General features: G+C 69.0%; 26 protein-coding genes and 1 pseudogene. 13 read left to right on the top strand and 14 right to left on the bottom strand.

The window, feature by feature from the left end:
• Positions 1 to 47 precede the first annotated feature (47 nt).
• On the bottom strand, positions 48 to 656 hold the full coding sequence (locus LX88_RS19665) for an SMI1/KNR4 family protein (protein WP_258949238.1): 609 nt from the start codon (positions 654 to 656) through the stop codon (positions 48 to 50).
• A 355-nt stretch (positions 657 to 1011) separates the two neighbouring features.
• Positions 1012 to 1641 (bottom strand): TetR/AcrR family transcriptional regulator, encoded by a 630-nt coding sequence (locus tag LX88_RS19660; protein WP_258949237.1) that lies wholly within the window; start codon positions 1639 to 1641, stop codon positions 1012 to 1014.
• Between the two features lie 124 nt (positions 1642 to 1765).
• Here LX88_RS19660 and LX88_RS19655 point away from each other — a divergent pair, with 124 nt between their 5' ends.
• A complete protein-coding gene (locus LX88_RS19655) occupies positions 1766 to 2170 on the top strand; it encodes a Dabb family protein (protein ID WP_258949236.1) in 405 nt (134 codons plus the stop codon).
• Between the two features lie 28 nt (positions 2171 to 2198).
• Positions 2199 to 3101, top strand: a complete 903-nt coding sequence (locus LX88_RS19650) for an NAD-dependent epimerase/dehydratase family protein (protein WP_258949235.1) — start codon at positions 2199 to 2201, stop codon at positions 3099 to 3101.
• A gap of 36 nt (positions 3102 to 3137) precedes the next feature.
• Here LX88_RS19650 and LX88_RS19645 read toward each other — a convergent pair whose 3' ends face one another.
• Both LX88_RS19645 and LX88_RS19640 read right to left on the bottom strand, forming a co-directional pair.
• Positions 3138 to 3794 (bottom strand): response regulator, encoded by a 657-nt coding sequence (locus LX88_RS19645; RefSeq protein ID WP_258949234.1) that lies wholly within the window; start codon positions 3792 to 3794, stop codon positions 3138 to 3140.
• A complete protein-coding gene (locus tag LX88_RS19640; protein WP_258949233.1) occupies positions 3791 to 4930 on the bottom strand; it encodes a sensor histidine kinase in 1140 nt (379 codons plus the stop codon). Before LX88_RS19640 ends, LX88_RS19645 begins: the two co-directional genes overlap by 4 nt.
• A 159-nt stretch (positions 4931 to 5089) precedes the next feature.
• Here LX88_RS19640 and LX88_RS19635 point away from each other — a divergent pair, with 159 nt between their 5' ends.
• Entirely contained in the window at positions 5090 to 5581 is a 492-nt protein-coding gene (locus LX88_RS19635; RefSeq protein ID WP_258949232.1) for a DUF6326 family protein, read from the top strand.
• A gap of 364 nt (positions 5582 to 5945) precedes the next feature.
• Entirely contained in the window at positions 5946 to 9386 is a 3441-nt protein-coding gene (locus LX88_RS19630; RefSeq protein ID WP_258949231.1) for an NACHT domain-containing protein, read from the top strand.
• A 4-nt stretch (positions 9387 to 9390) separates the two neighbouring features.
• On the opposite strand, the gene LX88_RS19625 is transcribed toward LX88_RS19630, so the two are convergent.
• From LX88_RS19625 to LX88_RS19595, 7 genes are all read right to left on the bottom strand, one after another.
• Positions 9391 to 9585: a response regulator transcription factor gene (locus LX88_RS19625; protein ID WP_307790733.1), complete on the bottom strand. Its 195-nt coding sequence runs from the start codon at positions 9583 to 9585 to the stop codon at positions 9391 to 9393.
• Positions 9586 to 9590: 5 nt separating this feature from the next.
• The gene (locus LX88_RS19620) at positions 9591 to 10736 is read right to left on the bottom strand and encodes a sensor histidine kinase (RefSeq protein WP_307790710.1); all 1146 of its coding nucleotides are present in this window, start codon (positions 10734 to 10736) and stop codon (positions 9591 to 9593) included.
• 247 nt (positions 10737 to 10983) lie between these two features.
• The gene (locus LX88_RS19615) at positions 10984 to 11730 is read right to left on the bottom strand and encodes an alpha/beta fold hydrolase (protein ID WP_258949230.1); all 747 of its coding nucleotides are present in this window, start codon (positions 11728 to 11730) and stop codon (positions 10984 to 10986) included.
• Between the two features lie 333 nt (positions 11731 to 12063).
• Positions 12064 to 12933 carry a bis(hydroxyethyl) terephthalate hydrolase gene (gene bdeA, locus LX88_RS19610; RefSeq protein WP_258949229.1) on the bottom strand — a complete coding sequence of 290 codons (870 nt, stop codon included), beginning with the start codon at positions 12931 to 12933 and terminating at the stop codon, positions 12064 to 12066.
• Between the two features lie 184 nt (positions 12934 to 13117).
• Entirely contained in the window at positions 13118 to 13510 is a 393-nt protein-coding gene (locus LX88_RS19605) for a VOC family protein (RefSeq protein WP_258949228.1), read from the bottom strand.
• 290 nt (positions 13511 to 13800) lie between these two features.
• Positions 13801 to 14154, bottom strand: a complete 354-nt coding sequence (locus tag LX88_RS19600) for a hypothetical protein (protein ID WP_258949227.1) — start codon at positions 14152 to 14154, stop codon at positions 13801 to 13803.
• 131 nt (positions 14155 to 14285) lie between these two features.
• Positions 14286 to 14522, bottom strand: a complete 237-nt coding sequence (locus tag LX88_RS19595; RefSeq protein ID WP_258949226.1) for a hypothetical protein — start codon at positions 14520 to 14522, stop codon at positions 14286 to 14288.
• Positions 14523 to 15003: 481 nt separating this feature from the next.
• Between LX88_RS19595 and LX88_RS19590 the strand changes: the two genes are divergently transcribed.
• Positions 15004 to 16611 carry a PucR family transcriptional regulator gene (locus LX88_RS19590; protein ID WP_258949225.1) on the top strand — a complete coding sequence of 536 codons (1608 nt, stop codon included), beginning with the start codon at positions 15004 to 15006 and terminating at the stop codon, positions 16609 to 16611.
• Here the strand turns inward: LX88_RS19590 and LX88_RS19585 are convergent.
• Positions 16532 to 17425, bottom strand: a complete 894-nt coding sequence (locus LX88_RS19585) for a LysR family transcriptional regulator (protein ID WP_258949224.1) — start codon at positions 17423 to 17425, stop codon at positions 16532 to 16534. The genes LX88_RS19590 and LX88_RS19585 overlap by 80 nt on opposite strands.
• 69 nt (positions 17426 to 17494) lie before the next feature.
• On the opposite strand from LX88_RS19585, the gene LX88_RS19580 reads away from it, so the two are divergent.
• Positions 17495 to 18085 (top strand): short chain dehydrogenase, encoded by a 591-nt coding sequence (locus LX88_RS19580; protein WP_258949223.1) that lies wholly within the window; start codon positions 17495 to 17497, stop codon positions 18083 to 18085.
• On the opposite strand, the gene LX88_RS19575 is transcribed toward LX88_RS19580, so the two are convergent.
• Positions 18073 to 18654 (bottom strand): TetR/AcrR family transcriptional regulator, encoded by a 582-nt coding sequence (locus LX88_RS19575; protein WP_258949222.1) that lies wholly within the window; start codon positions 18652 to 18654, stop codon positions 18073 to 18075. The two genes, LX88_RS19580 and LX88_RS19575, sit on opposite strands and share 13 nt — an antisense overlap.
• Positions 18655 to 18756: 102 nt before the next feature.
• On the opposite strand from LX88_RS19575, the gene LX88_RS19570 reads away from it, so the two are divergent.
• The 7 genes and pseudogenes from LX88_RS19570 (at position 18757) to LX88_RS19545 (ending at position 25882) form a co-directional block, all read left to right on the top strand.
• Entirely contained in the window at positions 18757 to 20280 is a 1524-nt protein-coding gene (locus LX88_RS19570; protein WP_258949667.1) for an MDR family MFS transporter, read from the top strand.
• 13 nt (positions 20281 to 20293) lie between these two features.
• Positions 20294 to 20779: a universal stress protein gene (locus tag LX88_RS19565; RefSeq protein WP_258949221.1), complete on the top strand. Its 486-nt coding sequence runs from the start codon at positions 20294 to 20296 to the stop codon at positions 20777 to 20779.
• 169 nt (positions 20780 to 20948) lie between these two features.
• Positions 20949 to 23078, top strand: a complete 2130-nt coding sequence (locus LX88_RS19560; RefSeq protein WP_258949220.1) for a DUF8189 domain-containing protein — start codon at positions 20949 to 20951, stop codon at positions 23076 to 23078.
• Positions 23079 to 23103: 25 nt separating this feature from the next.
• The gene (locus LX88_RS19555) at positions 23104 to 24549 is read left to right on the top strand and encodes a glycosyl hydrolase family 95 catalytic domain-containing protein (protein WP_258949219.1); all 1446 of its coding nucleotides are present in this window, start codon (positions 23104 to 23106) and stop codon (positions 24547 to 24549) included.
• Positions 24434 to 25105 (top strand): annotated as a pseudogene (locus tag LX88_RS44605) (glycosyl hydrolase family 95 catalytic domain-containing protein); the annotation flags it as partial. The gene LX88_RS19555 and the pseudogene LX88_RS44605, both read left to right, overlap by 116 nt.
• Positions 25088 to 25405 (top strand): glycoside hydrolase family 95-like protein, encoded by a 318-nt coding sequence (locus LX88_RS44600; RefSeq protein WP_372511381.1) that lies wholly within the window; start codon positions 25088 to 25090, stop codon positions 25403 to 25405. The pseudogene LX88_RS44605 and the gene LX88_RS44600, both read left to right, overlap by 18 nt.
• Before the next feature lie 39 nt (positions 25406 to 25444).
• Positions 25445 to 25882 carry a hypothetical protein gene (locus LX88_RS19545; RefSeq protein WP_258949217.1) on the top strand — a complete coding sequence of 146 codons (438 nt, stop codon included), beginning with the start codon at positions 25445 to 25447 and terminating at the stop codon, positions 25880 to 25882.
• Here LX88_RS19545 and LX88_RS19540 read toward each other — a convergent pair.
• On the bottom strand, positions 25879 to 26332 hold a 454-nt coding region (locus LX88_RS19540), incomplete at its 5' end, for a transposase (RefSeq protein WP_258949216.1). The two genes, LX88_RS19545 and LX88_RS19540, sit on opposite strands and share 4 nt — an antisense overlap.

Genomic DNA, 26332 nt, shown 5'->3' with positions numbered 1-26332 from the left:
TGTGCTTCCACGGCCGATGGACAGGCCCGGCTCAGAAGTCAGGGCGTTCAGCTCCAGCGGATACCGTTGTTCTGCACACGTGCCGTTGCAGCCCCATTCCCGCGCAGCGCATCCGCCGTGTGGTCGAGGAGCGCAGCCGTTGAGGAATGCGTGTCGACTCCCTCGAACCGAGGATCAGACTCCGGGTCGAGTTGTCCGATCGCACCGTGCAATGCGCCGGGCCGTAGCTCGACGACGAGGTGGCACCCGCTGCCGTCGAGCGCGATGGGGAGCCAGTTCGGGTTCCAACCCCAGAACGCGTCTTCCTCGCCCGGCTCGACATCCGACCAGTCCTCGTCGTCCTCGTCGCTGAAGTCGTCGATCTCCGTCGCCTGGCGCTGAGCAAGTTGTTCGTTCTTCCAGCGCCAGGTCTCGAGCATGGCCTCGAGAGGCAGGAGGATCCACCTTCTCGGCACCAGGTAGGTGACCGGTTGGAAGGTGGTGCCGTCGTGGCGACGCAGTGACTCCAGCAGGTCTGCGGGGAGCCGGTGGCCGATTTCCGCCTCGGCCGCCTCGATCGCGGCGTTGTGTGCGGGGGGCCGCAGTGTGTTCTCGATGTCGTTGTGCCGGCACCACTCTTCGATGCGGCCCCAGGACACGGACACTGGGGCGGTCATGTCGCGATCGTGCCACAACGCGGTGGTGGCGGCCTGCGCCGCCGCCCCCAGGCCAGGCCTGCAGTTGCACGCGCACGACGTATGCGTCGCCGTCGAGCACGCGGTGGACCCTCTGCAGATCTCGTGGTCCAGGTAGCCACCGGACAGCTGGTTGCCCGCGGCCGCGATCGGGCGCGACGATCCGTGCCACGGGTTTGTGCCCTTGTTGGTGGATGTGCAGGCGCGGGTAGCTAGCCTTCCCTGTTCTGCTTGGCGTTTTCCGGCTCGATGTCGTCCACAACAGACAACACTGCTCGATCGCCGCAGGACCGTCGCCAGGTGCTAGATCTGAGCGGGTTTCGACGACGGGCCGGCGTCATCCCTGCATCTTCTCCCGCCGGCCCTGGTCATTCGCCGATGCCTCGGCGCGCCAGCCGAGAAGAATCGCGTGCAGGGCCTGTTCGGCCAGGCGGCGGGCGCGGTCGTTGCCGACGTTGCTGAGGTAGCCGAGAGAGGCGATGCCGTGCATCGTGCCCCAGAGGGTCTCGCAGGCCTCGTCCAGATCGGCCAGGACCACGTCGTGCCTGGCGGACCAGGTGTTGAGCAGCTCTTTGAGGGCGTCGACGGCTGGCTGTGCGACGCGCCCGCGCTCGTCCGCATCGATCGCCGGGGCGTTCATGACCTGGTAGAGGTGCGGGTGCTCGCCGGCGAACCGCACGTACTCCGACGCCGCGCGCCTCATGCGCAGGTCCACATCGGCTTCCTGCGCGGCTTCGAGGAACCTGGTCAGCATCAGGCGATGGCCGTGCGCGACCAGCTCCAGCACTAGCGCCTCCTTGTTGGCGAAGTGCTGGTAGACGACGGGTGCGGAGTATTCGACATCGCCTGCGATGCGCCGGATCGTCAGAGCCGCAGGGCCCTCGGTCTCGAGCACGTGCAGCGCCGCCTCGATGATCCGCTCATGGGTGTTCGCCCGCTCGCGGGCCCGCCTCGTGCTGATTGACATGGTCCGTCACTTCGCCTCGATGGTGTCCTCGAACACTAGCCACCGCCCTTGACCACGCTGACGGCGTGCACCATGGTTAACGACGTTAGGAAATCTAACGTCGTTAGAAAGCGAAAGGTTGATCATGATTCACCACATCTGCCGCGTCACGATGAGGGCCACCGCGACGCCTGACCAAATCGAGGCGGCACTGGAGGGCTGGCGCAACCAGGGCAGGTCGAACCCCGCCATCAAGTCGTTCATCGTCGGGCGCGACCACGGTGGCGACTACACCTACAGCGCGGTGTTCGTCGTGGAGGACCTCGACGGACTCTTCGCCTACCTGACGCACCCGACCACCTACCAGACCGACCACCTGGGACTGAACCTGGTGGACCGGATGGAGATCTTCGACGTCAGCGACGACGAAGACCCGGACCTCAACAGCAAGATCCAGGAACTGCATCGGCGCCGCAACGAGCTCAACCCGCAGATCGCCGACATGCTCGCCGGCGTGCCCAGCTACACCGGCTCCGGCGTGGACCGCTGACCGAGACTCTGGAACGGAGAGAACCGTCATGGTCGAACACGTCGTCATCGGCGCCGGATCCATCGGCAGCAACGTCGCTCGTCTGCTCGTCGAGCGCGGCCACAACGTCCGGATCATCACCCGCAGCGGTTCGGGGCCCGAGCACCCGTTGATCGACCGGGTCGCTGCGGACGCGTCCGACCCGTCCAGCCTGACCGAACTCTCCCGCGGCGCCGAGGCGATCTACCACTGCGCCAACCCGCCCTCCTACACGGAGTGGGAACGCCTGCTGCCGCCCCTGCAGACAGCAGTCATCGCCGCCGCCAAGGCGAACGACGCCGTCCTCGTCCTGACCGGCAGCATGTACGCCTACGGCCCGCAGCCCGGTGGCCTGATGACCGAACGCACCCCCATGGCCGCGGCCGGGCACAAAGGCAGGCTGCGCAAACGAATGTGGGAACAGGCCCTCGCCGCGGGCATCCGCACGGTGGAGGTCCGCGGCTCCGACTACGTCGGCAAGGGCGCCAACGGCATCTACTCCCTGCTCATCGGGCCGGCCCTGACGAAGGGCAAGGCGGCCTGGATCACCGGCCACCTGGACATGCCGCACACCTTCACGGTCAACACCGACATGGCACAGGCACTGGTCACGCTCGCGCCGGAAGAACGGGCGTGGGGCAGGGCCTGGCACGTGCCGTCCCCGCCTGCCATCACGATCCGCGAGCTCGCCGGTCGCTACGCCACCGCAGCGGGCCGATCACCGATCAAACTGATCCAGCTACCGCGCTTCGCAATGCGCGCAACCGGACTGGTCGTGCCGATCGCCCGCGAGGTGGCAGAGATGGACTACCAGTGGTACTCACCGTTCCACGTGGACGCGACGGAGACGGCCGACACCTTCGGCCTGACCCCTACCGACCTCGACACCGCCGTCCACGACGAGGTCGGCTGAACTCCTGTCGCCGCAACGGCCATGGCGCCGTGTCCACTAATTGGCTCTCACGCGTCTGGTGTCGTACGCCCACATCGCGATCTCGACGCGGTTGCGCGCGCCGAGCTTGGTCATCAGCGATGCGACGTGGTACTTGACCGTGCTCAGGCCGACGAAGAGGTCGGTGGCGATCTCGGCGTTGGTCCGGCCCCGTGCCACCAGCGCGAGCACCTCCTCCTCGCGCTCGGTGAGCGGGTCGATGGGCTGGACCGGTACCACCGGCGCCTGGTCGGCGAAGATCGCCAGCAGCCGGCTGGTGACGTTGGGGGCGATCAGCGCGTCCCCGTTGGCCGCCGCGTGGACGGCCTGCACGAGGAGCGCCGGACCGGCGTCTTTGAGCAGGAAGCCGCGAGCGCCGGCGCGCAGGGCGTTGACGACGTACTCATCGAGGTCGAAGGTGGTGATCACGACGACCGCCATCGGGTCCGTCACGTCCGGCCCGGCCAGGCGCCGCGTCACCTCGACGCCGTCGAGCCCGGGCATCCGGATGTCGACGAGCAGGACGTCGGGACGCAGCCGAGTCGCCAGGTCGAGCGCTGCGAGCCCGTCTGCCGCCTCCCCCACGACGTCGATGTCGGGTTGTGCGCCGAGGATCATCACCAACGCGGTCCGGACCAGGTCCTGGTCGTCGGCTACGACAACGCGGATGCTCATCCCAACGCCTCCACCGGCAGCACGGCCTCGACCACCCAGCCACCCCCGGACCCCGGCCCTGCGGAGAACGATCCGCCGAGGAGCTGGACGCGTTCGGCCATGCCCAGCAGCCCGAACCCGGGCTCCGGGGCCGGTCCCGGCTCGGTTCGTCCATCGTCGCTGACACGCAGCCTGACGGCGTCGCCCTCCCGGCGCACCTCGATGCCGACGCGGGTCGCGCTCCGGGCGTGCCGCACGGCGTTGGTCAGCGACTCCTGCGCGAGCCGGTAGAGCGCGGTGTCCACGGGTCGTGCCAACCGGGTCAGCGAACCGTCCAGCGCGACCTCGACGGTGGGCGTCGCGTCGGCGCGCGCCAGAGCAGGCAGGTCCGCCACACCCTGCTGCGGTGAGTAGGCGACGGCTTCCTCCTCCCGCAGCACCCGCACCATGGATCTCATCTCCGCCAGGGTTCGCGACGCTTCGGACTCGATCACGGCCAGGAACTCGGCAGCCTTCTCAGGCTGGATGCCGGCGACCACACCACCGGCCTGCGCCTGCACCGCGATGGCCGAGACGTGGTGGGCCACTGTGTCGTGCAGTTCGCGCGCCAGCGCCACCCGCTCCTGGTTGCGGATCTCGCGCCGTTGGCGATGCCAGAGGGCCGCGCGGTAGCGGAACACCGCCGCAAGCGCGACGAACAACAGCAGGAGGACGCTCCCGCCGAAAACGTCGGCCCAGCCCGCGGAGGAGGCGTACGTCCCCAGCGCGACGACGACTGTCACGAACGCCGTCCCCAAGACCATCTCCCGTCCCGATCCCCACCGCACCAGGGAGTAGAGCAGGAGCAGGACGGCCATGGTGGAGTAGAGGCCGAGGTCCCCGGCGTGCGCTGTCAGCTGGAGGACCGAGAGCAGCCCGGCGACGCCCCACCCGGCCAGGGCGGCCACCAGGGGGTGGCCCCGCCGCCAGAGCAGGGCAGGCACCAGCGCCAGGGCGAGCACCGTCACCAGGGGTTGCCAGGCCAGGCCCGGCCGAGCGATGCCCTCGACCAGGGCGGCGGCCGCGACCACGCCCACCAGCAGCCAGTCGAGCCGGCCGATGGGTGGGGCGTCGGCAGGCCGCGGCTCATGCCAGATGGAGCGCCGGACAGTGACCACGGCTCCAGCGTAGGGATCGGTGCGCCTCGGCGTACCCGCCGAAAGAACAGGAGAGAGACCGTGCCATCGGCCAGGCGAACCCCGGCCTCCGAGCCGAGGCGCCCGCCGCCGGGCTCAGCGATCGTGGACCCACCGATCCTCACCACAACGGAGCCCATGATGACAACACGTCAACCCACCACCGCCACGCTGGAAGACCAGCGGATCCCGGTGAGAGCCAAGCTCGCCGCCACGTGGACGAGCTTCATGTTCCTGTACGCCTACGTGGACATCCTCAACTTCTTCACGCCCGGCGTCATCGAAGACGTCCTCAACGGCAAGGTCTTCGAGTTCGGCCTCTCCCAGACCTTCTCGACCACGGCGCTGACCCTCGTGGCCATCCCGATCCTCATGGTCGTGCTCTCGATGACGCTGCCCGCCCAGGCGAACCGCATCACCAACCTCACCGTCGCCTCGCTCTACGTCCCCGTCACGGCGTTCAACGCGGTGGGCGAGTCCTGGCTGTACTTCTACGGGCTTGGCATCGTGCTGGAACTGATCCTGCTCGCCCTCATCGTGCGGTATGCCTGGACCTGGCCCCGCACCGCACCGCCGGCCGCCGTTGCGACCAGCCCGGACCGAGGAACCGTTCGCGCTCAACAGCAAGCGTGAACCCGGCCGGGACGTCGCGCAGGGCTGCAGGTCAACCGATTCCGGTGCGGCGTCGAGCAGATGACCGCCTGAGCTCCCCACGATCTCCACACCCCGGCACGGGTCACAACCTGACGACGTAGGTCTGCAGCGTCTCCTTGGGCCGATTTGGCCGGTCGGTGTGCCGCACCGCGTCGACAAGCTGTTCCACCGGCACGACCTGCCCAGGTCCGGCGTTCAGCCGGGCGTTCTCCGGCCAGGGGCTTTTCCCGTGCCGCAGGACAGCGCGGCCTTGGAACGCCGGCCACCTGACCCCCGCGCCTTCTCCGGTAACGATCGTACGGACCGGCACGACAACGGACGGGTGGGACGAGAGGGGTCAGGTTTGCGGTGGCTGGGGCTGGCGGTGCCGCCGTTGCTCGCGATCGCGCTGGGGCTCGCCACGAACCTCGCATCGGACACGTTCCCGTCCTCGTTCGAGTCCGTCGCGTGGCCCGTGCTCGCGGTCCTGGCGGTTGTCGCCGTCTGGCTGGAGATCGCACGTCAGCGCGTTGCCGGTCCGGTGTCCGAGGACGATCGGGTACGGATCGCGGTCGATGCGTTGGCCGGGGCGGTGAAGCAGCAGTGGACGCGTGAGGCCGGGTTGCGCGGACTGCACGGGCCGTGGGTGTTGCCGCAGCCGTGGACCACGACCAACCGCCCGGTGTCGCCGCCCGCAGTGAGCGTTCTCGGTCCTGACCGGCCGGATCCCCGTTCTGCGGAGCGGGTGCCGTGGTGGAGACGCCTTGTGCGGCGGTCTCACGCGGAGCCGGTCGGCTTGGTCGCTCGTGGCGAGGTCGACGAGCTGGTGAGCACGGTGCTGGACCTGCCGCACCGGCAGGTGGTCGTGCTGGGGAAGCCGGGCGGCGGCAAGACCGTGCTGGCCATCCAGTTCACGCTGGCGCTCCTGACTCGGCGCGGGCGACAGCGGCAACTGCCGGTGCCGGTGCTGTTGTCGGTGTCGTCGTGGCGGGTCGGTGAGGAAGAACTCCTCGACTGGATCAGGAACCAGCTGCGCACCGACTACCCGGAGCTGAGCGTCGACCTGGTCGACGATCCAGGGTTGATCTTTCCCGTGCTGGACGGCATGGACGAGTTGCCCGAAGCCCTTCACGCGGAGGCGATCGCGCAGATCGACCGAGCACTGCGGGGCAGGCCGCTGATGCTGACGTGCCGCGCCGACGAGTACGAACAAGCCGTCTCCCGAGCCGATGCGGTGCCCGCGACCGCGCTGGTCGTGGAACTCGGGCCCGTGGCCGTGGCGGACACGATCGCCTACCTGTCCGCGGGCCGGGTCGATGGTGACACGCGGTGGGCACCGGTGTTGCGGCACCTGAGGGAGAACGCCTCCGGTCCACTGGCCTCAGCGCTGCGCACGCCGTTGATGATCGGTCTGGCCCGGACCACGACCAACCCCGCCGAACTGCTCGCGTTCGACGACTGCGCGGGGATCGAACAGAGCCTGCTCGACCGCTTCGTCGCTGACGTCTACTCGGACACCCCGCGGGCGCAGACGTGGCTGCGATCGCTGGCCGTGCACCTGCGCCAGGAAGGCGGCTACGCACTGGGGTGGTGGGAGCTGTACCGGATGCGGGCGTCCGCGACCCGCCGCGCCACCAGCATCGTCACCGGACTGGTGTGCGCGGTGCTCGCCGCGGTGGCGGTCTGGCTGATGGTGTTGCCGACCGTCGCCGGAAACGGAGGCGCCCTGTCCCTCGGAGCGGTGGCCGGTGTGCTGGCGGGCGTGACGACCGGGTGGGCTGTGCGCGCTCGCGCGGTCGCCGAACCGAGCCGTGTCAACGCGGGCATCCGCGGCCGTCGGCTGCTGCTCGCCGGGCAGCTCAGCCGTGGCGTCGTGCTGGGAACGGCAGTGGGGCTCGGGATCGGCGCGATCGCGGAAGTCACCTACACGATCACGTTCGACATATCCGACCCCTCGCGGCTCGGCCTGTTGCTGGGAGTGATCTTCGGTGGCGTGACCGGCCTCGCCTACGGGCTGGTGGGGTGGCTGCAGGGCCCGGCCGACACGGTGCGCGCCGCGAGTCCCAGGGCGGCGCTGCGAGCCGATCGCACAACGAAGTTGTTGCGGCTCGCCGTGTTCGGCCTGACGTTCGGGCTCATCGTCGCGTTGGTGACAGGTGTTGTCGCGGGCCCTCGGATCGCCTTGATCGACGGCGTGGGCGCGGGCTTGCTCGGCGTCGTGGTGGGCCTCGCCCGCGGCCCGCACGTGTGGACGACCTTCCTGGTCGCTCGATGCCTTTCGGCATTGCGAGGCGAGCTGCCCTGGCGGCTCATGGCGTTCCTGGACGACGCGCACCGGCGAGAAGTGTTGCGCGCCAACGGCGGCACCTACCAGTTCCGGCACAGTCTGCTGCAGGACCACCTCGCCGGCGGTCCCGTCGAAACCGCCGACGTCGTCGCCGCGGCGCCGGCGCCCGTGCGCCGGCGGTCGCCTGCACGCAGGATGGTGCTGCCGCTCGTGGTGTCGGTGGTGGCGGGCATCGGACTGGGCGCCGGCCTGCCGGTGGCGGGCGGGTTGCAGACGCGGTGCGGTGTCTCGCCGTTCGACACGTCGATCCGCTACCTGCGGGTCGGCCTGGACAGCGAGTGCGTCGGCGTGACAGACGGCTCCTACGAGTTCAGCCCGGACGTCGCCGAGGTGTCGCGCCTGATCGCCAGCGAGAACGGGCAGGTCCGTCGCTCAGGTGAGCCCTATGTCCGGGTGGCGCTGCTCGCGCCGCTCAACGAGGGCACTCTGAGCGCCGCCCAGGTGCGGCACGCCCTGGAGGGCGCGTTCATCGCGCAGACCAGAGCGAATCGCGTCAATCCGGTCAACGCGGAACTCGTGCTCGCCAACATCGGAAGCCGCCAGCGGCACTGGGCGCCGGTCATCGATCAGCTGGCGCGGGCGAGCACCGAGGACCACCCCCTGGTCAGCGTGATCGGTCTGGGCATCAGCACGCACGACACGCATGAAGCGGCGCTGAGGCTGGCAGAACGAGGAATTCCGCTGGTCTCTGCCACAGCCAACGCCTTCCAGACCAACAGCCTGCTGCGGATCACCCCGGGCAACGCCGAGTTCGCCAAGGCCTTGGTCGCGGAACTGCGCAAGCGCTCGATCGAGCCCACTCACCTGATCACCGACGGCCCACGCGACCTGTACGTCGCCGCGTTGAGTGAAAGCCTGGCGGCAGCGTGGGAAGGACGCGTCAAACATTACGTCGTGGAGAGCACGCTTGGAGTGCGAGGCTTCGTCGAGGAGCTGTGCCGCTCGGCGGTGACGTTGTACAGCGGCCGTACGACGGGGCTGAGGAACTTGCTCACCGACATCGCCCTCCACTGCCCGAACCAGCCGATCACCGTGGTGACAGAGGCGATCAGCCTCGCAGAGGTCGCACAGGAGGTACGCGCAACCAGGGTGAGACTGATCTACGCCAGCCCAGTCGACCCAGCGGGCTGGGAGGGCGATCTCCCGTTCACGCCTCGGGGTTTCGCGGACTTCCGCGCCCGGTACGTGTATTGGTTCGACGATTCCCTGGACGACGGCTATGCACTCCTGCACCACGACGCCGCGCTCACCGCCTTCACCGCCATCAACGCCCACGGAGACCGGCCACCGACACCGGCGGGCGTCCGGCAGGCGTTGCGGCGAGTGGAGATCAACGGCGCCACGGGCGCGATCTCGTTCGACAACGCAGGAAATCCCATCGGCAAGCTGATTCCGGTGCTCGAGTTCCCGCGACGGTCGTCCGGTCCGGTCCCGTACGTCACCGGTGGACCGAAGTGAAGGCTCAGCCCTCGGGGTACGCGAGGACGGCCAGGACGCGGCGGTTGTCGTCATCGGACGGTTCGAGGCGGAGCTTGGTGAAGATGCTGTAGCTGTGTTTGCTCACGGTTTTCTCGGTGACGAGCATTCTGGCCGCGATCGCGGCATTGGAGCGGCCCTGCGCCATCAGGGCGAGGACTTCGCGCTCGCGGGGGGACAGCGTGATCAGGTCAGACCGGTACCGGCGTCGATGGCCGCGCCACCGCGCCCGTCATCCGACACCCGCATCGTCAGTTCTCCCGCGCCGCCAGAGCGGGGCGTGAACTCGACCTCGATCCGGATGTGGCTTGCCCCGGCGTGCTTGATGGCGTTCGACAGGGCTTCGCTGACGGCGAAGCAGGCCGCCGACTCCACGGGTGCGGGCAGGCGACCCGGCAGGTGGATCACCACGGTGGTCTCGATGGGGTTGACCAGGGCCAGTGCTCTCAGCGCGCCGTCCAGGCCGCGGTCCGCCAAGACCGGTGGATGGATGCCGCGCACCAGGTCGCGCAGCTCGGTCAAGGCATCGGCGGTCACCTCCTGGGCATCGGACAGCATCCGCTGAACGGCCAGCTGATCATCGGGCAGCATCTGTTTGACCAGACCCAGGCTCATTCCCAGCGACACGAGCCGGGCTTGCGCGCCGTCGTGCAGATCCCGTTCGATCCGGCGCAGCTCATCCGCCTGGGTGTCGACGGTCTCGGCTCGCGAGGTCGCCAAGTGCGCGACGCGAGCCCGCAGCCGCGCCTGTTCAGTGGGACCGAGCAGAAAGCGGATCACCTGGGCGTTGAGGTCGGCCAGAGACGTGGAGGTCTTGTACCAGAGCAAGAGGAACACCACGCCCAACGGGACCAGGGCGAACGATTTCTGGACGCTGTCCAGGCGGAAGCCCTCGCCCAAGGGAGTGCGGAACACCTGAGGCGGAGTCAGCTGGTAGAGGATCGGATAGAACACCGCCACGACACCGCAGAGGAAAACGACGAGCGACAAGCCGCAGGTGAACCAGACGGTGATCGAGTTGGCCACCAGCCACGCCCGATCCCGCCAACTCGCTGGGTCACGCAGGACCGCCCACAGCTGTGCCGGCCACCTGGCGCGTGGAGCCGGTAGGTAGGAGCGGGTGACCGGTTCGCCGAAGCGGTCGGCGGCCCACCGGCGGTGCGTGTCGGCCAGCCAACGGATCAGGAGCGTCGCGAGCAGCGTCAGGGGGATCCCGGCCCCCAGCGCGATGACCGAGATCGACGTGATCCAGACGGTGGCCAGTGTGGCTCCCGCGGCCGAGCCCAGCACGAGCATCACCGCCCAGCCCAACTGCCTCAGCCGCAGCGCCATCCCGTCGCGCAGTGCGCGCCCCCGACCCGGAACGACTTCAGCACGCTCTGGGTGTGTCCCCGAACGCGAGGCATTGTCGGGGTGATGACTCGCGCTGGAGTCGGTCATCGTTCTCGGTCATGGTCGATCGGCACGGGGCCGTCCCCTGTCCGCGGGGTCTCGCCGCGGACAGGTGCTTGATCATGGCTGGTCGGCGGCATCATGCACAGTGGAGTTCTCTCCACCGCATTTCCGGGGGCCGCCGCACTCAGCGGATGGTCTTGAGCACGTCCTGGACCGCGTCCGCGATGATGTCCGGGCGTTCGGTCACGATCCCCTCATGCGAGGTGTTCTCGGCGACCACGTGCTTCCGGTTCGGTCCGGCCTGCGCGAAGCGGGCCTGGCCGTCCCGCCACAGTCCCGCCGCGGCGGGAGAGTCCGCGAACGGCGTCTGGGACGCCACGATCGCAGTCACCGGCACGTCCTTCGGCCAGGACAGCTCGTGGAAGACGCGGTGGACGGCGGCGTAGTCGACCATCACCGCGAGCAGTTGGCGGTTCTTCTTGGTCGAAGGCTGCGCCATCAGGGCGGTGCGCTGCTGCTCAACGAGCGGTGCGAACGCCGTCAACATCTCATCGGTGAAGAAGTCGGGGACGTTCGCGTCGACGAGGACCGCGCCGGAAACCCAGCCGGGGTTCTTGTTGACGAAGTTGGCGGCGACCTCACCCGCGATCGAGTGCGAGACCAGCACCACGTCCTTGGTCACCCCCAACGACTTGAGGCCGGCCTCCAGATCCGAGACCGCGTTCTCCACCCGCCACGGGCCCGAGACCTCGTCACTCTCACCCTCGTTCGCCCGGTCGTAGGTGATGATCTTCGACCCCGTGGCCTTCGCCAGTCGCGGCGCCAGGTCCTTCCAGTAAGACGAGCCCAGGCCGCCGCCCGCGTCCAGGACCAGGGCCGGCAGCTTGCCGTCCACGACGTGGAAGACCAGCTCGTGCTCGGCGTTCGTCACCTTGCGCGTCTCGGATGCGGTGGACGCGGATGGCGTGCTGGACGGTGAACCGCTCGCGGCGGTCTGCGTAGAGCACGCCCCGATCGGCGCGGCGAGGAGTACTGCGGAAGTGAGTGCGATCGCTTTGCGATGCAGGAGGATCGAGTGTTCGGCCAGGACGAGAACCCTAGGAATTTCCCGCTCGGTCAACGATCAGGCCAACCACCGGCTTGTGGTGCTGCTAGATCCACTGTCAACGTGATGGTGCTGGCCCCTCCCGCGCGCCCGTACTTCGTCCGCCGGTGAAAAAGCGGCCGTTCACGCTGGTGAGAAGCGTGAACGGCCGCCGGACGATCAGGAGTGCGGGCAGGTGTCACGGTACTCGGAGATCGCCGTCCCCCGCGGCGCGGGGCACAGGAACTGCTCGTACCGGATGTCGTCGTCGACGAACCGCTTGAGCCACGCGATGCTGTACTTCGCGATCGTGGTGTTGGAGCTGTTGGGCGCGAAGTGGCTCGCGTTCGCCAGCTCCAGGTACGCCTTGTCCAACGTGGACGGCAGGCCGGTGTAGAACCGTTCGGAGTGCGACGAGACCGGAGCGGTCGAGTCGTCCTCGGCGCCGATGATCAGAGTCGGCGTCTGCACAGTCGACCACGTCTTCGTGGTGTTCCAGGCCGTCAGCGGGACGGAGGCCTGCAGGCTCGGCCGGTCCTTGGTGGCCTCCAGCGCGCCGCCGCCACCCATCGAGTGGCCCATCACGCCCAGCCGCGAGGAGTCGATGCGGGCCCGCACGGAACTGCTGGTGGTGAGGTAGTCCAGCGCGGCCAGCAGCTGGTCGCCGCGCGAGGCGGGCTGGTCGTACCGGGAGTTGGTGTCGATGATGAAGATGACGAAACCCTGTGAGGCCAGGCGCGGGCCGAGCCACGAGAGGCTGGACTGGCTGGCCGTGTAGCCGGGCGAGACCGCGACCGCGCCGAACGTGCCCTCGGCGGTGCTGGTCGGGTAGTAGATCGTGCCGCCGCCGAAGCCGCGCACACTCACCGCCGAGACCGTGGCCTGGCTGGTGGCGAACGGGCCGCGGGTGGCCTCGATGCTCGCGGTGGTCGGCGCCGGGCCGCGTTCGTAGGGGTTCTCGGCGGCCTCGGCGACCGAGCCGGACGTGGTGAGGGCGACTACCGCGGCGAAGACCAGGGCGCGGCGGGACAGGGGAGACCTCAGGGACATGGTGTGCTCTTCCCGGGGTGGCAAGGACTTGGCAGAGAGAGTCCTCTGTGGACCATGCTTACAGCGGCAGAGTCTGAACCACTACCTACTCGCGGGTCAAGTAGGCATCCCGAAAGGGGGATGAATTCGAAAGCAATTCACATTCGGCGAACCAGCCTCGGCTGATGTCCGGGCGATGTGCTCGTCACGGATCAGTTGTGCTTCCGGCCTTCTCTGCGGGTTCCATTGTGTTTCGCGCGCAGCGGAGCCGCGCGAGTTGCTGTAGCAGCTCTTGGCGGACCGGCTCCACGTCGGCGACGAGTTCGGCGAGCTCGTCCAGCCCCGCGGCGCGTGGGTGATCCAGGCGCCAGCGTGCCAACTGCCGCTCCATCGCCGCCTGCCCGGCACCGACATCGTGATACTCGTTCTCGAGCTGGTCACACCACACCCTGTCGGCCTGCTCCGGCGTCATCGCGGCCAACTCGCGCGCCAGGCCGCGGGCCTCGGCGAGCTCGGCGCGCAGGCCCGCCAACGCTACCGGCAACATCTCGATGCCCAGCTCCGCAGGCTCCTGGCCGGCCACCTGATCACTTCCCACTCCCAGCACGATACGAACGCTCCCGCCACCACGGCCGGAAGACACCCGCGCGGTATCGCAAGTTCGCCGATCCGAGCGACTGGAAGTGGTCATGAGAGACCACGGTCACCGGCCGTGTCGGCGGCGACTGCCCTGCCCGGAGGCTCGATCCACTGGATGAGGCCGACTTGTGCGCTGACTGAAGCCATGCGGCGCAACAACCAGAGCGCACCTGAAGCATCCGGCTGGCTGATCCGGGCCAAGCGCGAGGAGGAGGACCGGGGCGGCAGGTACACCGGCCCCAGAAGTGGTCAGCCGGCAGGAGTCAGTGCGTCGACGGCGTGACGTGCTGTGGCTCGAGTCAGCGTTCCGAGTCGTTCCCCGTGGGAGTGCTCACCCTCGATGTCGAGGTCCACGCAGGGTTCGCCGTCGTTGCCGGAGAAGGCCGGCACCGCGATGACGTTCACGTCGACATGGCAGACGTTGATGTCACTGAGCAGTTCGGCGTTCTCCATGTTGACCAGACTCACCTGGTGGTCGTGGTCGTACTTCGAGGCGAGGTCCGTCACGTCGTCCATCGCGCCGCCCTGCGTCGCGAAAGCGGGCGTGCCCATCATCAGAAAACCCGCGCCCACAGCAGCCGCGGCAAAAGCCTTCTTCAGCATGATGATTTCTCCTCACGAACCCTTCGTCCGGTTCACGCGTGCTACGAAGGAGGAACGGAGCCAGGCATCCCCGCCAGACTCCGCTCCCCGGTCAGCGGACGGCGCGCCGTCACAACGGGCGCCGCCTCACCTCACTTGTCGTCAGGGTTGGCGCACAGGCCGCTGTCGTTGCCCGACAGCACCGGCACCGCGATGACGTTGACGTCGATGAAGCAGGCGTTCAGATCGCTGAGCACCTCGGAGTCCTCCAGGTTGACACCGCCGACCTGGTGCGAAAGGTCCAGCTCGGGGGCGTCAGCCATCGCGGTGGAACCGAAACCGAGAAAAGCGCCCGCGATAGCGACGGCCGCCCCTGCCTTCTTCAGCACAAAATCTCCTCTGTTGAATCTTAGAAAGGAACGTGTCGGCATTGCACACCTTCCTCAAGTCCGACGCGACCGTATCGAAACGGTCCTGAGCCACCAAATCGCCAATCGTGCCCTTGCATGACGAATCCACTCCAGACCACACCTTCGAGTGGCATCTTCTTTTCGCCACCTGGCCTTGTTTCGCCGGATGAGCAGGCCAAAGAGGCAGGCATCTCGTTCGCATCCCGCTATCGGGTGAATGTGTCCGCACGCATGCCGTCGCCTACGCCCACCTCACCGGGTTCGCCGGCAGAGGCCCGGAACAACTCCACACCAGACCTCATCAAGTCCGGCGCCACGTCGGTGCGGCCATGAGCCCTGACACCACCGTCCCGAACATCCGGAAGGGCTCCTGACCAGCCTGAACACGCTGGTGCGTCAGTAGACTCCAATCGTTGAACACCTAGTGGGTTCCTCTGTAGACCGTTGGCAAGGTGGTGGCATGAGCCCGCGAACAGGCCTCACCCGCGTACTGGACGACCTGGGCACCACGCTGATCGACCTCGTGCGTGGCGATCCGGGCCGTGCCACCGGCATCGGCGGCGTGGTGATCCACGACCCGGACGACGACCAGGTGCTGCCGCCGTCCGCGCTGGTGCTCGGCGTCGGTGTGCGTGAGCCCGCCCCGCTCCTGGCCCTGCTGGGCGAGGAGGGAGCGGCCGCGCTGGTCGTGCGCGGCCCGATCGTCCTCACCGCGGAGCTTTCCGAGGCCGTCGACGCCTCTGGTGTGGCGTTGCTCGGCCTGGCGCCGGGCGCGTCGTGGACCCAGCTCGCCGCGATGCTGCGGTCCCTGCTGGCCGAGGGCGAGGTCGACCCGTCCGAGACCCTCGGCGGCGTACCGGCCGGCGACCTGTTCGCGCTGGCCAACGCGGTGGCGTCGCTGATCAGCGCCCCGGTGACGATCGAGGACCGCAGCTCGCGCGTGCTCGCGTTCTCGGGCCGCCAGGACGAGGCCGACTCGTCCCGCGTCGAGACGATCCTGGGCAGGAAGGTGCCCGCGCGCTACACGCAGGCGCTGGAGGCGCGCGGGGTGTTCCAGCAGCTCTACCGCAGCGACCGGCCCGTCTACATCGAGGGCCTGCGCGCCGACGACGGTTCGCTGTGCCTGCCCCGCCTCGCCGTGGCGGTGCGTGCGGGCGACGAGTTCCTCGGCTCGATCTGGGCCGCCGTCCGCGCGCCGCTGTCCGCGGACAGCTCCACCGCCTTCGGCGACGCGGCCAAGCTCGTGGCGTTGCACATGATGCGCCAGCGGGCGGGGGCCGACGTCGAACGGCGGCTGCGCGCGGACCTCGTCTCGACCGCGGTCGAGGGAGGCGCGGGAGCGACGGAGGCGGTGCGGCGGCTGGGTCTGGCCGGCCAGGCGTGCGTGGTGCTGGCGCTGGCGCTGGCCCACTCGCACGGTGACGACCCGGCCGCGCACGCCCGGCTGCTGGCCGAACGCCAGCAGATCGCCGACGCGCTCGCCATGCACCTGACGGCCGTGCACCCCCGCGCCGCGGCCGCGTTGATCGGCGACGTCGCCTACGCGATCCTGCCCGCGGAGTCGGAGGACCGGGCCCTGCGGATCGCCACGGACTTCCGCAACCGCATCGGCAATGCCGTGCTGGTCGGCGTGGGCGAGGTGTCCGACGGCCTCACGTTGTCGCGGTCGCGGGCCGGTGCCGACCTGGTGCTGCGGGTGTTGCGGGCCGGGCGTGCGTCCTGGTCGGTGGCGCGGGTGTCCGATGTGCACAGCGAGGGGCTGTTGCTGGAGCTGTCGGACCTGATCGCCGAACGCGGTGACACGCTGACCGGGCCCGTCGCGCGGTTGATCGCCTACGACCGCAAGCACAGCGCGTGCCTGGTCGAGACGCTCGGCGCGTGGCTCGACGCGTTCGGTGACGTCGCCGCCGCGTCCGCCGCCGTTTTCGTGCACCCCAACACCTTCCGCTACCGCCTGCGCCGGCTCTCGGAGGTCGGCGAGATCGACCTCAGCGATCCGGACGCGCGGTTCGCGGCGATGCTGCAGCTCCGGCTGTGGCGGCCAGGTGGCGCCGTGCCAGGGCGATGAACGCCTCGGTCGACGGGTGCGCCGTCGCCGCCGGCCACGCCAGGTGCACGACGATCGGCTCGGCGTCGGTCAGCGGCAGGTAGGTCACGCCGGGATGGGGGTGGTGGTGGCTGGTGCCGGCGGCCGTGACCCCGACCGTCGTGCCGGTCGCGATCGACGTGAGCCACTCGACGACGCCGGGGACGTCCACCGTGCGCGGGCGTGCTCCGGCCGGCCAGAGATCGGCACCGGTGGTCGCCGCCGTCTCGCACACCGCGACGCACTCGCCCACGAGGTCTTCGAGCACCAGGGCGTCGCGGGCGGCGAGCGGGTGGTCGTCCGCCACCGCCGCGATCCGGGGTTCCTCGATGAGCGCCGCGTGGCCGAGACCGGCACCGGTGGGTTCGGTGCGCAGGACCGCCACGTCCGCCTCGCCGCGGCGCAGTGCCGCCTCGGGGTCGTCGGCCTGGCGGATGCGCACCAGGACGTCCGGGTGTTCGGCCCGCCACTCGCGCAGGAACGGGATCGTGAACCGGCCGAGCGCGGCCCAGGCGAAGGTGAGCCGGATCGGCTGCGGCTGGACGGCTTCGGCCAGGGCCGAGTCGAGCGACGTGAGGATGCGGTGGCTGTGCTCCCACAGGCGCAGTCCGGGCTCGGTCAGGGCGACGTGCCTGGTCGTGCGTTCGACCAGGCGCACGCCGAGGCGCCGTTCCAGCTGCTCGAGCGTGCGGGAGAGCGCGGGCTGCGTGACGTGCAGCGCCTGGGCCGCCGCGGTGATCGACCGGTGGTCGCCGATCGCGGCGAGTGCCCTCAGGTGACGCAGCTCGACATTCATAACCGCCGATCATAAGTGCTGCACGAACGGCATTTCCCACCTCGCGAGACCGCACCTAGCGTCGACGGCATGAGAATTCTGCTCGTTGGAGCCACCGGCCTGCTCGGCACCGCGGTGCACGAGGTGCTCGTCGAACGCAAGCACGACGTCGTGACCGTCGCACGCACCGGAGGCGACCTGCAGTACGACGTGACCGACCCGGCCCTGGTGGCCGATCTCTACAGGACCGTCGGGCAGGTCGACGCCGTCGCGTCGGCCGCCGGGTACGTGCCGTTCAAGCCGTTCAGTGATCTGACGATCGCGGACTACCAGGCCGGGGTGACCGGCAAGGTGCTCTCCCAGGTCGCGCTGGTCCGGGAGGGGCTCGCCCACGTGACGGAGTCGTTCACGCTGATCACAGGGGTGCTGGCGCGCGAACCGATCGTCACCGGTGCCGCCGCGGCGCTGGCCAACGGCGCGGTCGAGGCGTTCGTGCGCGCCGCCGCCATCGAGATCGCCCCGAAGCGCGTCAACGCCGTCAGCCCGACCGTCTTCACCGAGGCGCTCGACGTGTACGGCGACTACTTCCCCGGCATGAAGCCGGTGCCACTGGCCGACGTGGCGCAGGCCTACGTGCGGTCGATCGAGGGACGGCAGACCGGGCAGGTCTACGTGCCCTGAACCTGGACCCGGCCGAGGAGGCGGTCCACGAGGTCGGGCAGCTCCTGCGCTCCGGCGCCCTCCAGCCACAGCGCGATGCCGGTGCGAATCGTGGTGAGGAAGGTCGCCGCCATCAGGCGGGCGGCCTCCTCGTCCGGTTCGCGCAGGACGAGCACGGTGGCCAGGTCGCGTTCGAGCCCGACCTGGTCGCCCGCCTGACGCGCGAGCAGTGACGGGTGCCGGCGCAGCAGCCGGAGCTGGGCCATCCACTCGACGTCGGGCAGCGGCCGGACGCGGTAGAGCTCGGCCGTGGACGCGCGCAGTGCCTGCCAGGCCCCCTCTTCGGCCGGACGCTCCCCCACCATGGCGACCAGTGCCCTGAGCCGCTCGCGGTCGGCGTCGAGCACCGCGTCCTCCTTGCTGGTGAAGTAGTTGGAGAACGTCCTGCGGGAGACCCCGGCCGCGTCCGCGATGTCCTCGACCGTCACTCCGTCCAGCCCGTGTTCCATGGCGAGCCTCAACGCCGCTCCGGCCAGCGACCGCCTGGTCACCGCCTTGTTGTGCTCGCGCCGCGTGGTGGGCGTCTCCATGCCGTCAGCGTAGCGGGTGTAAGTTGCTCATTGCGCAAACTTGCACAACGCGCAAGAATTGTGGTGACGAAGGGGCGGGACGTGAAGATCGAAACAAAGGCGATGGGGCACCGGCAGGTGCTGGAGTCGCTGTCCGGACTGCTGCTAGCGCTGTTCGTGGCCATGGTCAGTTCCACGGTGGTGTCCACCGCGCTGCCGCGGATCATCGGCTCGCTGAACGGCACGCAGACGCAGTACACCTGGGTGGTCACGGCCACCCTGCTCACGGCGACGGCCACCACCCCGCTCTGGGGCAGGCTCGCCGACCTGTTCAACAAGAAGACGCTGGTCCAGGCCGCGATCGTGATCTTCGTGATCGGCTCACTGCTCGCCGGCTTCGCCCAGGACACCGGTCAGCTCATCGCCGCCCGCGCGTTCCAGGGCATCGGAGTCGGCGGCCTGCAGGCACTGGTGCAGGTCGTGATCGCCGCGATCATCCCGCCGCGCGAACGCGGCCGCTACAACGGCTACCTCGGCGCGGTCATGGCCGTGGCGACGGTCGGCGGCCCACTGCTCGGCGGCCTCATCGTCGACGTGTCGTGGCTCGGCTGGCGCTGGTGCTTCTGGGTCGCCGTGCCGATCGCCGCGCTGGCGTTCGTCGTGCTGCAGGCGACGCTGAAGCTGGAGACCGTGCGCCGCGAGAACGTGAAGATCGACTACCTCGGCGCCGCCCTGATCGCCGCCGGCGTGAGCGTGCTGCTGGTCTGGGTCTCGTTCGTCGGCAACTCGTTCGACTGGCTCTCGTGGCAGACCGGGACCATGGTCGGCGGCGGCCTCGTGCTGCTGGCCGCGGCGATCGCCGTCGAACTCCGGGTCGAACAACCCGTCGTACCCCTGCACATCGTCGTCCAGCGCACCCCGGCCCTGGCCATCATCGCGAGCCTCTCCGTGGGCATGGCGATGTTCGGCGGCGCGGTGTTCCTCGGCCAGTACTTCCAGATCGGCCGCGGCTACAGCCCGACGGAGGCCGGCCTGCTGACCATCCCGCTGATGGCGGGCGTGCTGCTGTCGTCCACGATCTCCGGCCGCATGATCAGCCGCTCCGGCCAGATCAAGCCGTACATCGTCTCGGGCACGATCATCCTGGTGCTCGGCTTCCTCGGCCTCGGCTTCGTCGACCACGCCACCGCGCTGTGGATCGTCGGCATCGCGATGGCCGTCGTGGGCATCGGCGTCGGCATGACGATGCAGAACCTCGTGCTGGCCGTGCAGAACAGCGTGCCGCTGAGCGAACTGGGCGCCGCTTCGGCGTCCGTGACGTTCTTCCGCTCGCTGGGCGGCACGATCGGCGTGTCGGTGCTGGGCGCCGTGCTCGCCAACCGCGTGACGGCGGACCTCTCCGCCGCGCTGCACGTGCCGGCGGGCCAGTCGACGGGCAGCACCAGCGCGCTGAACCTCTCCGCCCTGCCGCCGCAGGTGCAGACGATCGTGCACACCGTCTACGGCGACGCGACGGCGCACATCTTCCTGATCTCCGCCGCGGTCGGCGTCGTCGGCATCATCGCGGCCCTGCTGCTCAAGCCGATCACGTTGCGCACCACGATCGATCTCGAGAAGAAGGAAGCAGACTCAGCGGTCGCACGATAACCGAGGAGCAACCATGAGCGCCGGCCTGCACAACGCCTTCCAGTCCACAGTGGACTCCTTCGGTCCTGCTCCCCTGCCGTCGTCGAGGACCATCATGGTCGGGATGGACGGCACCGACACCGCGATGCGAGCGGCAGCCAGCGCGTTCGGCCTGGCCCGCCGCCAGGGAGCCCGCCTGGTCGTCACGTTCGTGGCGTGCCACTCGTCCCTGGCTGCGCTGAGCCCGGCCGTCGCCTCGGTGTTCGAGCACGAGGCGACGGCCCGGCTGCACGCCGAGCTGAGCGACCAGGTCCGGTCGTTCGCCGAGGAGCTCGACGTGCCCGTGACGTTCGTGAAGACGTTCGGCGACCCGTACACGGTGCTGCGCGACTCGGCGGACCAGTGCCAGGCCGACATGGTGGTCGTCGGGGCGTCGCAGCAGGCGGGGCACCGGTTCGCCGGGTCGGTGGCGACGCGCCTGATCAGGTCTGGTCACTGGCCGGTTCTCGTGGTGCCCTGACCCCACACCTCGGACGACACGAAGCCCGCGCTCGACAACCGAGTGCGGGCTTCGTCGTGTCTACCAGCACGTTCACGCTGCCAGATGGTTCGTGAACGACTTGTCTCGTTGTCATAGGTCGGAGCACTGTACGGTGCGGATGGGCGCAGCGACGACGAGAGGTACCGGTATGCCGAGAACCCTGCTGTCCGCGGCCACCATCGCCCTGGCACTGCTGGCGCCCACTGCGGTCGCCGACGCCGGGCCGTCCACCCCGGTAGAACACGCGGGTGTCGACCAAGGCGCGCCCACCTACCACGACTCGGGCATCGCGCGCACTCCGTACATGGGGTGGAACTCCTACTTCGCCTTGGGTGCGGCGTCGGAGGAGAAGGTGCTCGGGGTGGCTGACCACCTCGTCAGCAGCGGCCTCGCGAAGGCCGGCTACGACATCGTGTGGATCGACGGCGGCTGGAACGCAAGCCCGCCGCGTGACGGCAGGGGCTTGCTCGTGCCCGACCCGGCGCGGTTCCCGTCCGGGTTCACCGAGCTGGTGGACACGTTGCACGCCAAGGGGTTGAAGGCGGGCATCTACACCGACGCGGGTGCGTGGGACGGCAAGAACTGCGCGGCCGGTAGTGGTGGTGGCTACTACGAGGCGGACGCCCGGCAGTTCGCCGGGTGGGAGTTCGACGCCATCAAGATCGACTTCCTGTGCGGCATCGCGCAGAACATGGACCCGGCCATCGCCTTCACGCAGTTCTCCGCGGCGGTGCGGAAGGCCGGGCGGAAGATGATCCTCAACCTCTGCAACCCGGTCACCGACGAGTGGAGCGTGCCGCACCGCTGGGACCAGACCGCCTACGCGGCCTACACGTACGGGCCTCGTGTCGGCGACTCGTGGCGCACCAGCACGGACGTCGCGTTCGACACGCCGTACGAGGGCATCTGGCGTGACGTGCTGCGCAACATGGACCGCAACCTCTACCGGCCCGGCGCGCAGGGGCCTGGTCACTACAACGACCCGGACTACCTGATCCCGATGCGCAAGACCGAGCAGGGCACGTACGAGCTCAACGAGGAGGAGTCGACCTCGCAGCTCGTCATGTGGTCGGTGATGGCGTCGCCGCTGATCATCGGGTCGGACCCGCGGACGCTGCCGCCGTCGATGATCGAGACGCTGAAGAACCCCGAGATCATCGCGGTCGACCAGGACCCGCTGGCGATCCAGGGCGTACGCGTCGCGAGCTCGGACAACGTCGACGTCTACAGCAAGGTGTTGTCCGGCAAGGGTGAGCGGGCCGTCGCGGTGCTCAACCGCAACGACCAGCCCTCCGAGTTCACGATCAACCTCGCCGACACCGGCCTCAAGGGGACGGTGAGCATCCGCGACCTGCGTGCGCGTGCCGACTGCGGCACGGCTACCGGCACCCGCACCGTCACGGTTCCCGCGCACGGCACCGCGTTCCTGAAGCTGCGCGGCGAGACGGCCGTTCCCGGCACCGACCTCGGTGGCGAGACCTCGGCCAGTCCGGCGCTGGTCCGCTGGGACGACAGGACGATGGCGGCGTTCGCGCGCGACAGGTCCGGCCGCCTCACGCAACGTTCCATGGTCAACGGCGAGTGGCGCGACTGGGTCGTGCTCGGTGGCCCGAAGAACGGTCAGGTCCTCGGCCAGCCGTCCGCGTTCGCGAGCCCGGACGGCCGGATCGACCTGTTCGTCCGCGGCACCGACAACGTGGCCTACCAAAGGACTCTCGCGAACAACAGGTGGGGCGACTGGACTTCGCTGGGTGGATCACTGACCGACTCCGTGTCGGTGGCGTTCACCGGGCCGGACAGCTGGAGCCTGTTCGGCCGCGGTGCCGACGGTCGCGTGTGGACGCGCGACAGTGGCAACAGCACCTGGACGTCGGTCGGTTCGCCCGGCAACCAGCAGATCTACGGCAGGCCCTCTGCCGCAACGGTCACTGGGGGCATGTTCGTCACGGTCCGCCTGCAGGACGACTCCGCCTGGTACCGCAGGCGCACCGCGAACGGCTGGTCCGCGTGGACCTCGCTGGGCGGCGTGATCAGCGGCAGCCCGACGGCGGTCGCGAACGGTGACCGCGTCAACGTCTTCGTGCGAGGCAGCGACTACACGCTGTGGCAGCAGGACCTCGTCGACGGCGCCGGCACCTGGTGGACCAAGCGCGACCAGTTCGTCAGCAACGCGCTGACCGGCGCGGCCGGCGGTGCCGCGGGTGCGGGTGGATCGACCTGGGTCGCCGTGCGCGGTCCGGACAACGCCGTGCACGTGTCCCGCCTCGACGCCCGCTGACCAGCCCTCCCAACGGAGCTCAAGGATGACCTCACGTCGCAACTTCCTGAAGGCCTCCGGTGCGCTGGGCCTCGGCGCACTCGTCCTGCCGGCCTTCTCCGCCCACGCCGAGCCCTACCGCCCGACGTCCAACCCGCTCAACCCCAAGCCCACGACGCTTTGGCACCCCGCTCCCGCCGACGAGATGAAGATCATCGAGCAGGGCCTGCCGATCGGCAACGGCCGTCTCGGCGCGCTCGTCGGCGGTGGCGTCGAGAAGGACTTCCTGTACCTGACCGACGTCACGCTGTGGACCGGCGAGCTCAACGACACGCTCGAAGGCGACGGCCAGCTGCCGTACGACTCGCGCTTCGGCACGTTCTCCCTGCTGGCCAAGCTTTATGTGGAGATGCCGGGCCACGCGGGAGCCGCCAAGTACCGCCGCGAGCTCGACCTGAGCAACGGCCTCGTCACCACGAGGTACACCCACGGCGGCAAGCAGTACCGGCGCGAAATCTTCTCGAGCCACCCGGACGACGTGGTGATCGTCCGCCTCGTCGGCCCGGACCAGTCCGGCAAGATCACGCTCCAGGGCGCGCACGGTGAACCGACCGTGGGCGACGCGCCGCACACCGCGGCCGTCTTCACCGGCTCGTTCCCGAACAAGCTGGCGTACAGCGGTGTCGCCACGGCCTTCAGTCCTGATGGAACGGTCGAGGTGGACGGTGCGGACCTGTCGTTCACCGGCTGCTCGGACCTCGTGGTCGTGTTCTCCGGCGGCACGAACTACGTCCCGGACGCCTCGGCGGGCTTCATGGACCCGCTCGTGGAACCGGCGAAGCTCGCGCTGCAGAAGGCGGCCGTGCGCGCCAAGGCCGACGCCCTGCTGCGCACGCACGTCGCGGACTACCGCAAGAAGTACGACCGGCAGAAGGTCGACCTCGGCCGTTCCACCGACGCCCAGCGCGCGATGGACACGTGGACCCGTTTGCAGGCAAGGGCTTCGGGCGCCACGCCCGACCCGGAGCTGGAGGCGAGCTACCTCCAGTTCGGCCGCTACCTCGCCATCACGGGGTCGCGCGACAACCTGCCGATCAACCTGCAGGGCCTGTGGCTGTCGAACAACAACCCCGACTGGTACAGCGACTACCACACCGACATCAACATCCAGATGAACTACTGGCTCGCGGACCGGGCCGGGCTGCCGGACACGTTCGACGCGCTCGCGAACTACTGCGTGGCACAGCTGCCGGCGTGGACGAACACCACGCAGTCGGTGTTCCAGAGACTCGCGCAACCGGTTCCGCAACACCAACGACCGGGTGGCCGGGTGGGCGGTCGCCTTCTCCACCAACATCTACGGTGGCAGCGGCTGGTGGTGGCACCCCGGTGGCAACGCGTGGCTGTGCATGTCGTTGTTCGAGCACTACGAGTACACGCTCGACCGGGACTACCTGGCCAAGATCTACCCGTTGCTCAAGGGCGCCTGTGAGTTCTGGGAGGCACGTCTGGTCGAGACGCCGGAAGGCCTGGTCGACGACCACGACTGGTCGCCGGAGCACGGACCGCAGGACGCGCGTGGTCTCACCTACACGCAGGAGTTGGTGCACCACCTCTTCGGCACGTACCGGACCGCGACCGACGTGCTGCGCCGCGACCAGTCCTACGGCCGGAAGATGACGGGCCTGCGGGACCGGCTGTACCTCCCGGTCGTCAGCCCGAAGACCGGCATGCTGCAGGAGTGGATGTCGCCGGACGACCTCGGCGAGACCACCCACCGGCACCTGTCGCCGCTCGTCGGCTTCTTCCCCGGTGACCGCATCAACCGCGACGACTCCCCCGCCGCGCTGGTCGAGGGCGTGAAGCAGCACCTGATCACCCGCGGCATGGAGAGCTTCGGCTGGGGCCTCGCGTGGCGGGCGGCGTGCTGGGCGCGGCTGAAGGACGCAGACCGGTCGTACGAGCTGATCGGGAAGGTCATCCGGCCGTCGATCGGCTTCGCGAACGGCACGGCGCCGAACTTCTTCGACATGTACAGCTTCGGCGACCGTTCGATCTTCCAGATCGACGCGAACCTGGGTGCTCCGGCGGCGATGCTGGAGATGCTGCTGTACGCACGCCCCGGCGTGATCGAGTTGCTGCCCGCGCTGCCCTCGGCGTGGAAGACCGGCTCGGTCACCGGCATCGGCGCCCGCGGCGGCTTCTCCGTCGACCTGGCGTGGAAGGACGGGAAGGTCACCAGCGCGACCGTCCGCAGCGTCGGCGGCACGGAGACCGAGGTGCGCTTCGGCCGCTGGAAGAAGCGGATCACCCTGCGGAGGGGCCAGTCGGTGACGCTTCGCCCGTAACGCGACCGGGTTCGTGGTCACCGGGTCTAAGCTCGACCGGTGACCACGAACCCCGCTGAAGTCACCCTGACGACCCCTGGTTCGGCACGAGCCCAGCGCATCGTCGCCGGGGCGGCGATCGTCGCCGTGGTCCCCGCCATGGTCTGGCTCGTCTTCTCCGATCAACCGTGGTGGGCGATCGCGCTGTGGGAGTTCGGCTTGCTGGTGGTCCTCTTCGGCATGCTGGCGATCTGGTCGACCGCGGCCGAGTCCGCCAAGGAGACCGTCGCGTTGCGCGCCAAGGGAACCATCGTGGTCGCCGAGGTGCTCGACAGCACGGCGCACGACGACGGCGAGGGCGTCAGCCACGAGCTGACGCTCTGGATCCCGTCAGGCGGCGGCTTCGAGGTCCACCACCGTTGTGGCCACTACAGCGGCGAGCAGCACCTTCACGTTCTCGTCGATCCTGTGGTGCGCACTTGGGGTGTCGTGCACTAAGCACCTGGCCAGAAGTCTTGTCCGAAACCTTGGGGTAGCCAGGGCGAAGTCCAGGGTGCGGCGGTGGTGAGTGTCTGCTCGGTGGTCCGGTCGCGGAAGTAGGCGTGGGTTTGGCGGACGCGACCGGCCATCGTGGCGGGTGCGGTGTTGGCGATGTGCTGTTTGAGACCGGCCCAGATGCGTTCGACTGGGTTGTCCTGTGGGCTGTATTTCGCGCCTTCGATCAGCTTCAGGCGTGGGTGTTCGGTCAGCCAGCGGGTGGTGGTTCCACTGTGGTGGGTGCCGCCGTTGTCACAGATCACCGCGACGACCGGTGCATCGGGATAGGCGTCGAGCAGCATGTGCAGGAAGTAGCAGAACACCACGGAGACGTTCTTCATGGAGACGTGGTGGTGCCAGGTGCCGGTGGCGAGGTTGATCGCGCCGTGCAGGGTGCGGCGGATGTTGGTG

Source organism: Lentzea californiensis, assembly GCF_024648825.1.
Classification (GTDB): Bacteria; Actinomycetota; Actinomycetes; order Mycobacteriales; family Pseudonocardiaceae; genus Lentzea; species Lentzea californiensis.
This window is presented reverse-complemented; position numbering and strand designations above follow the sequence as displayed.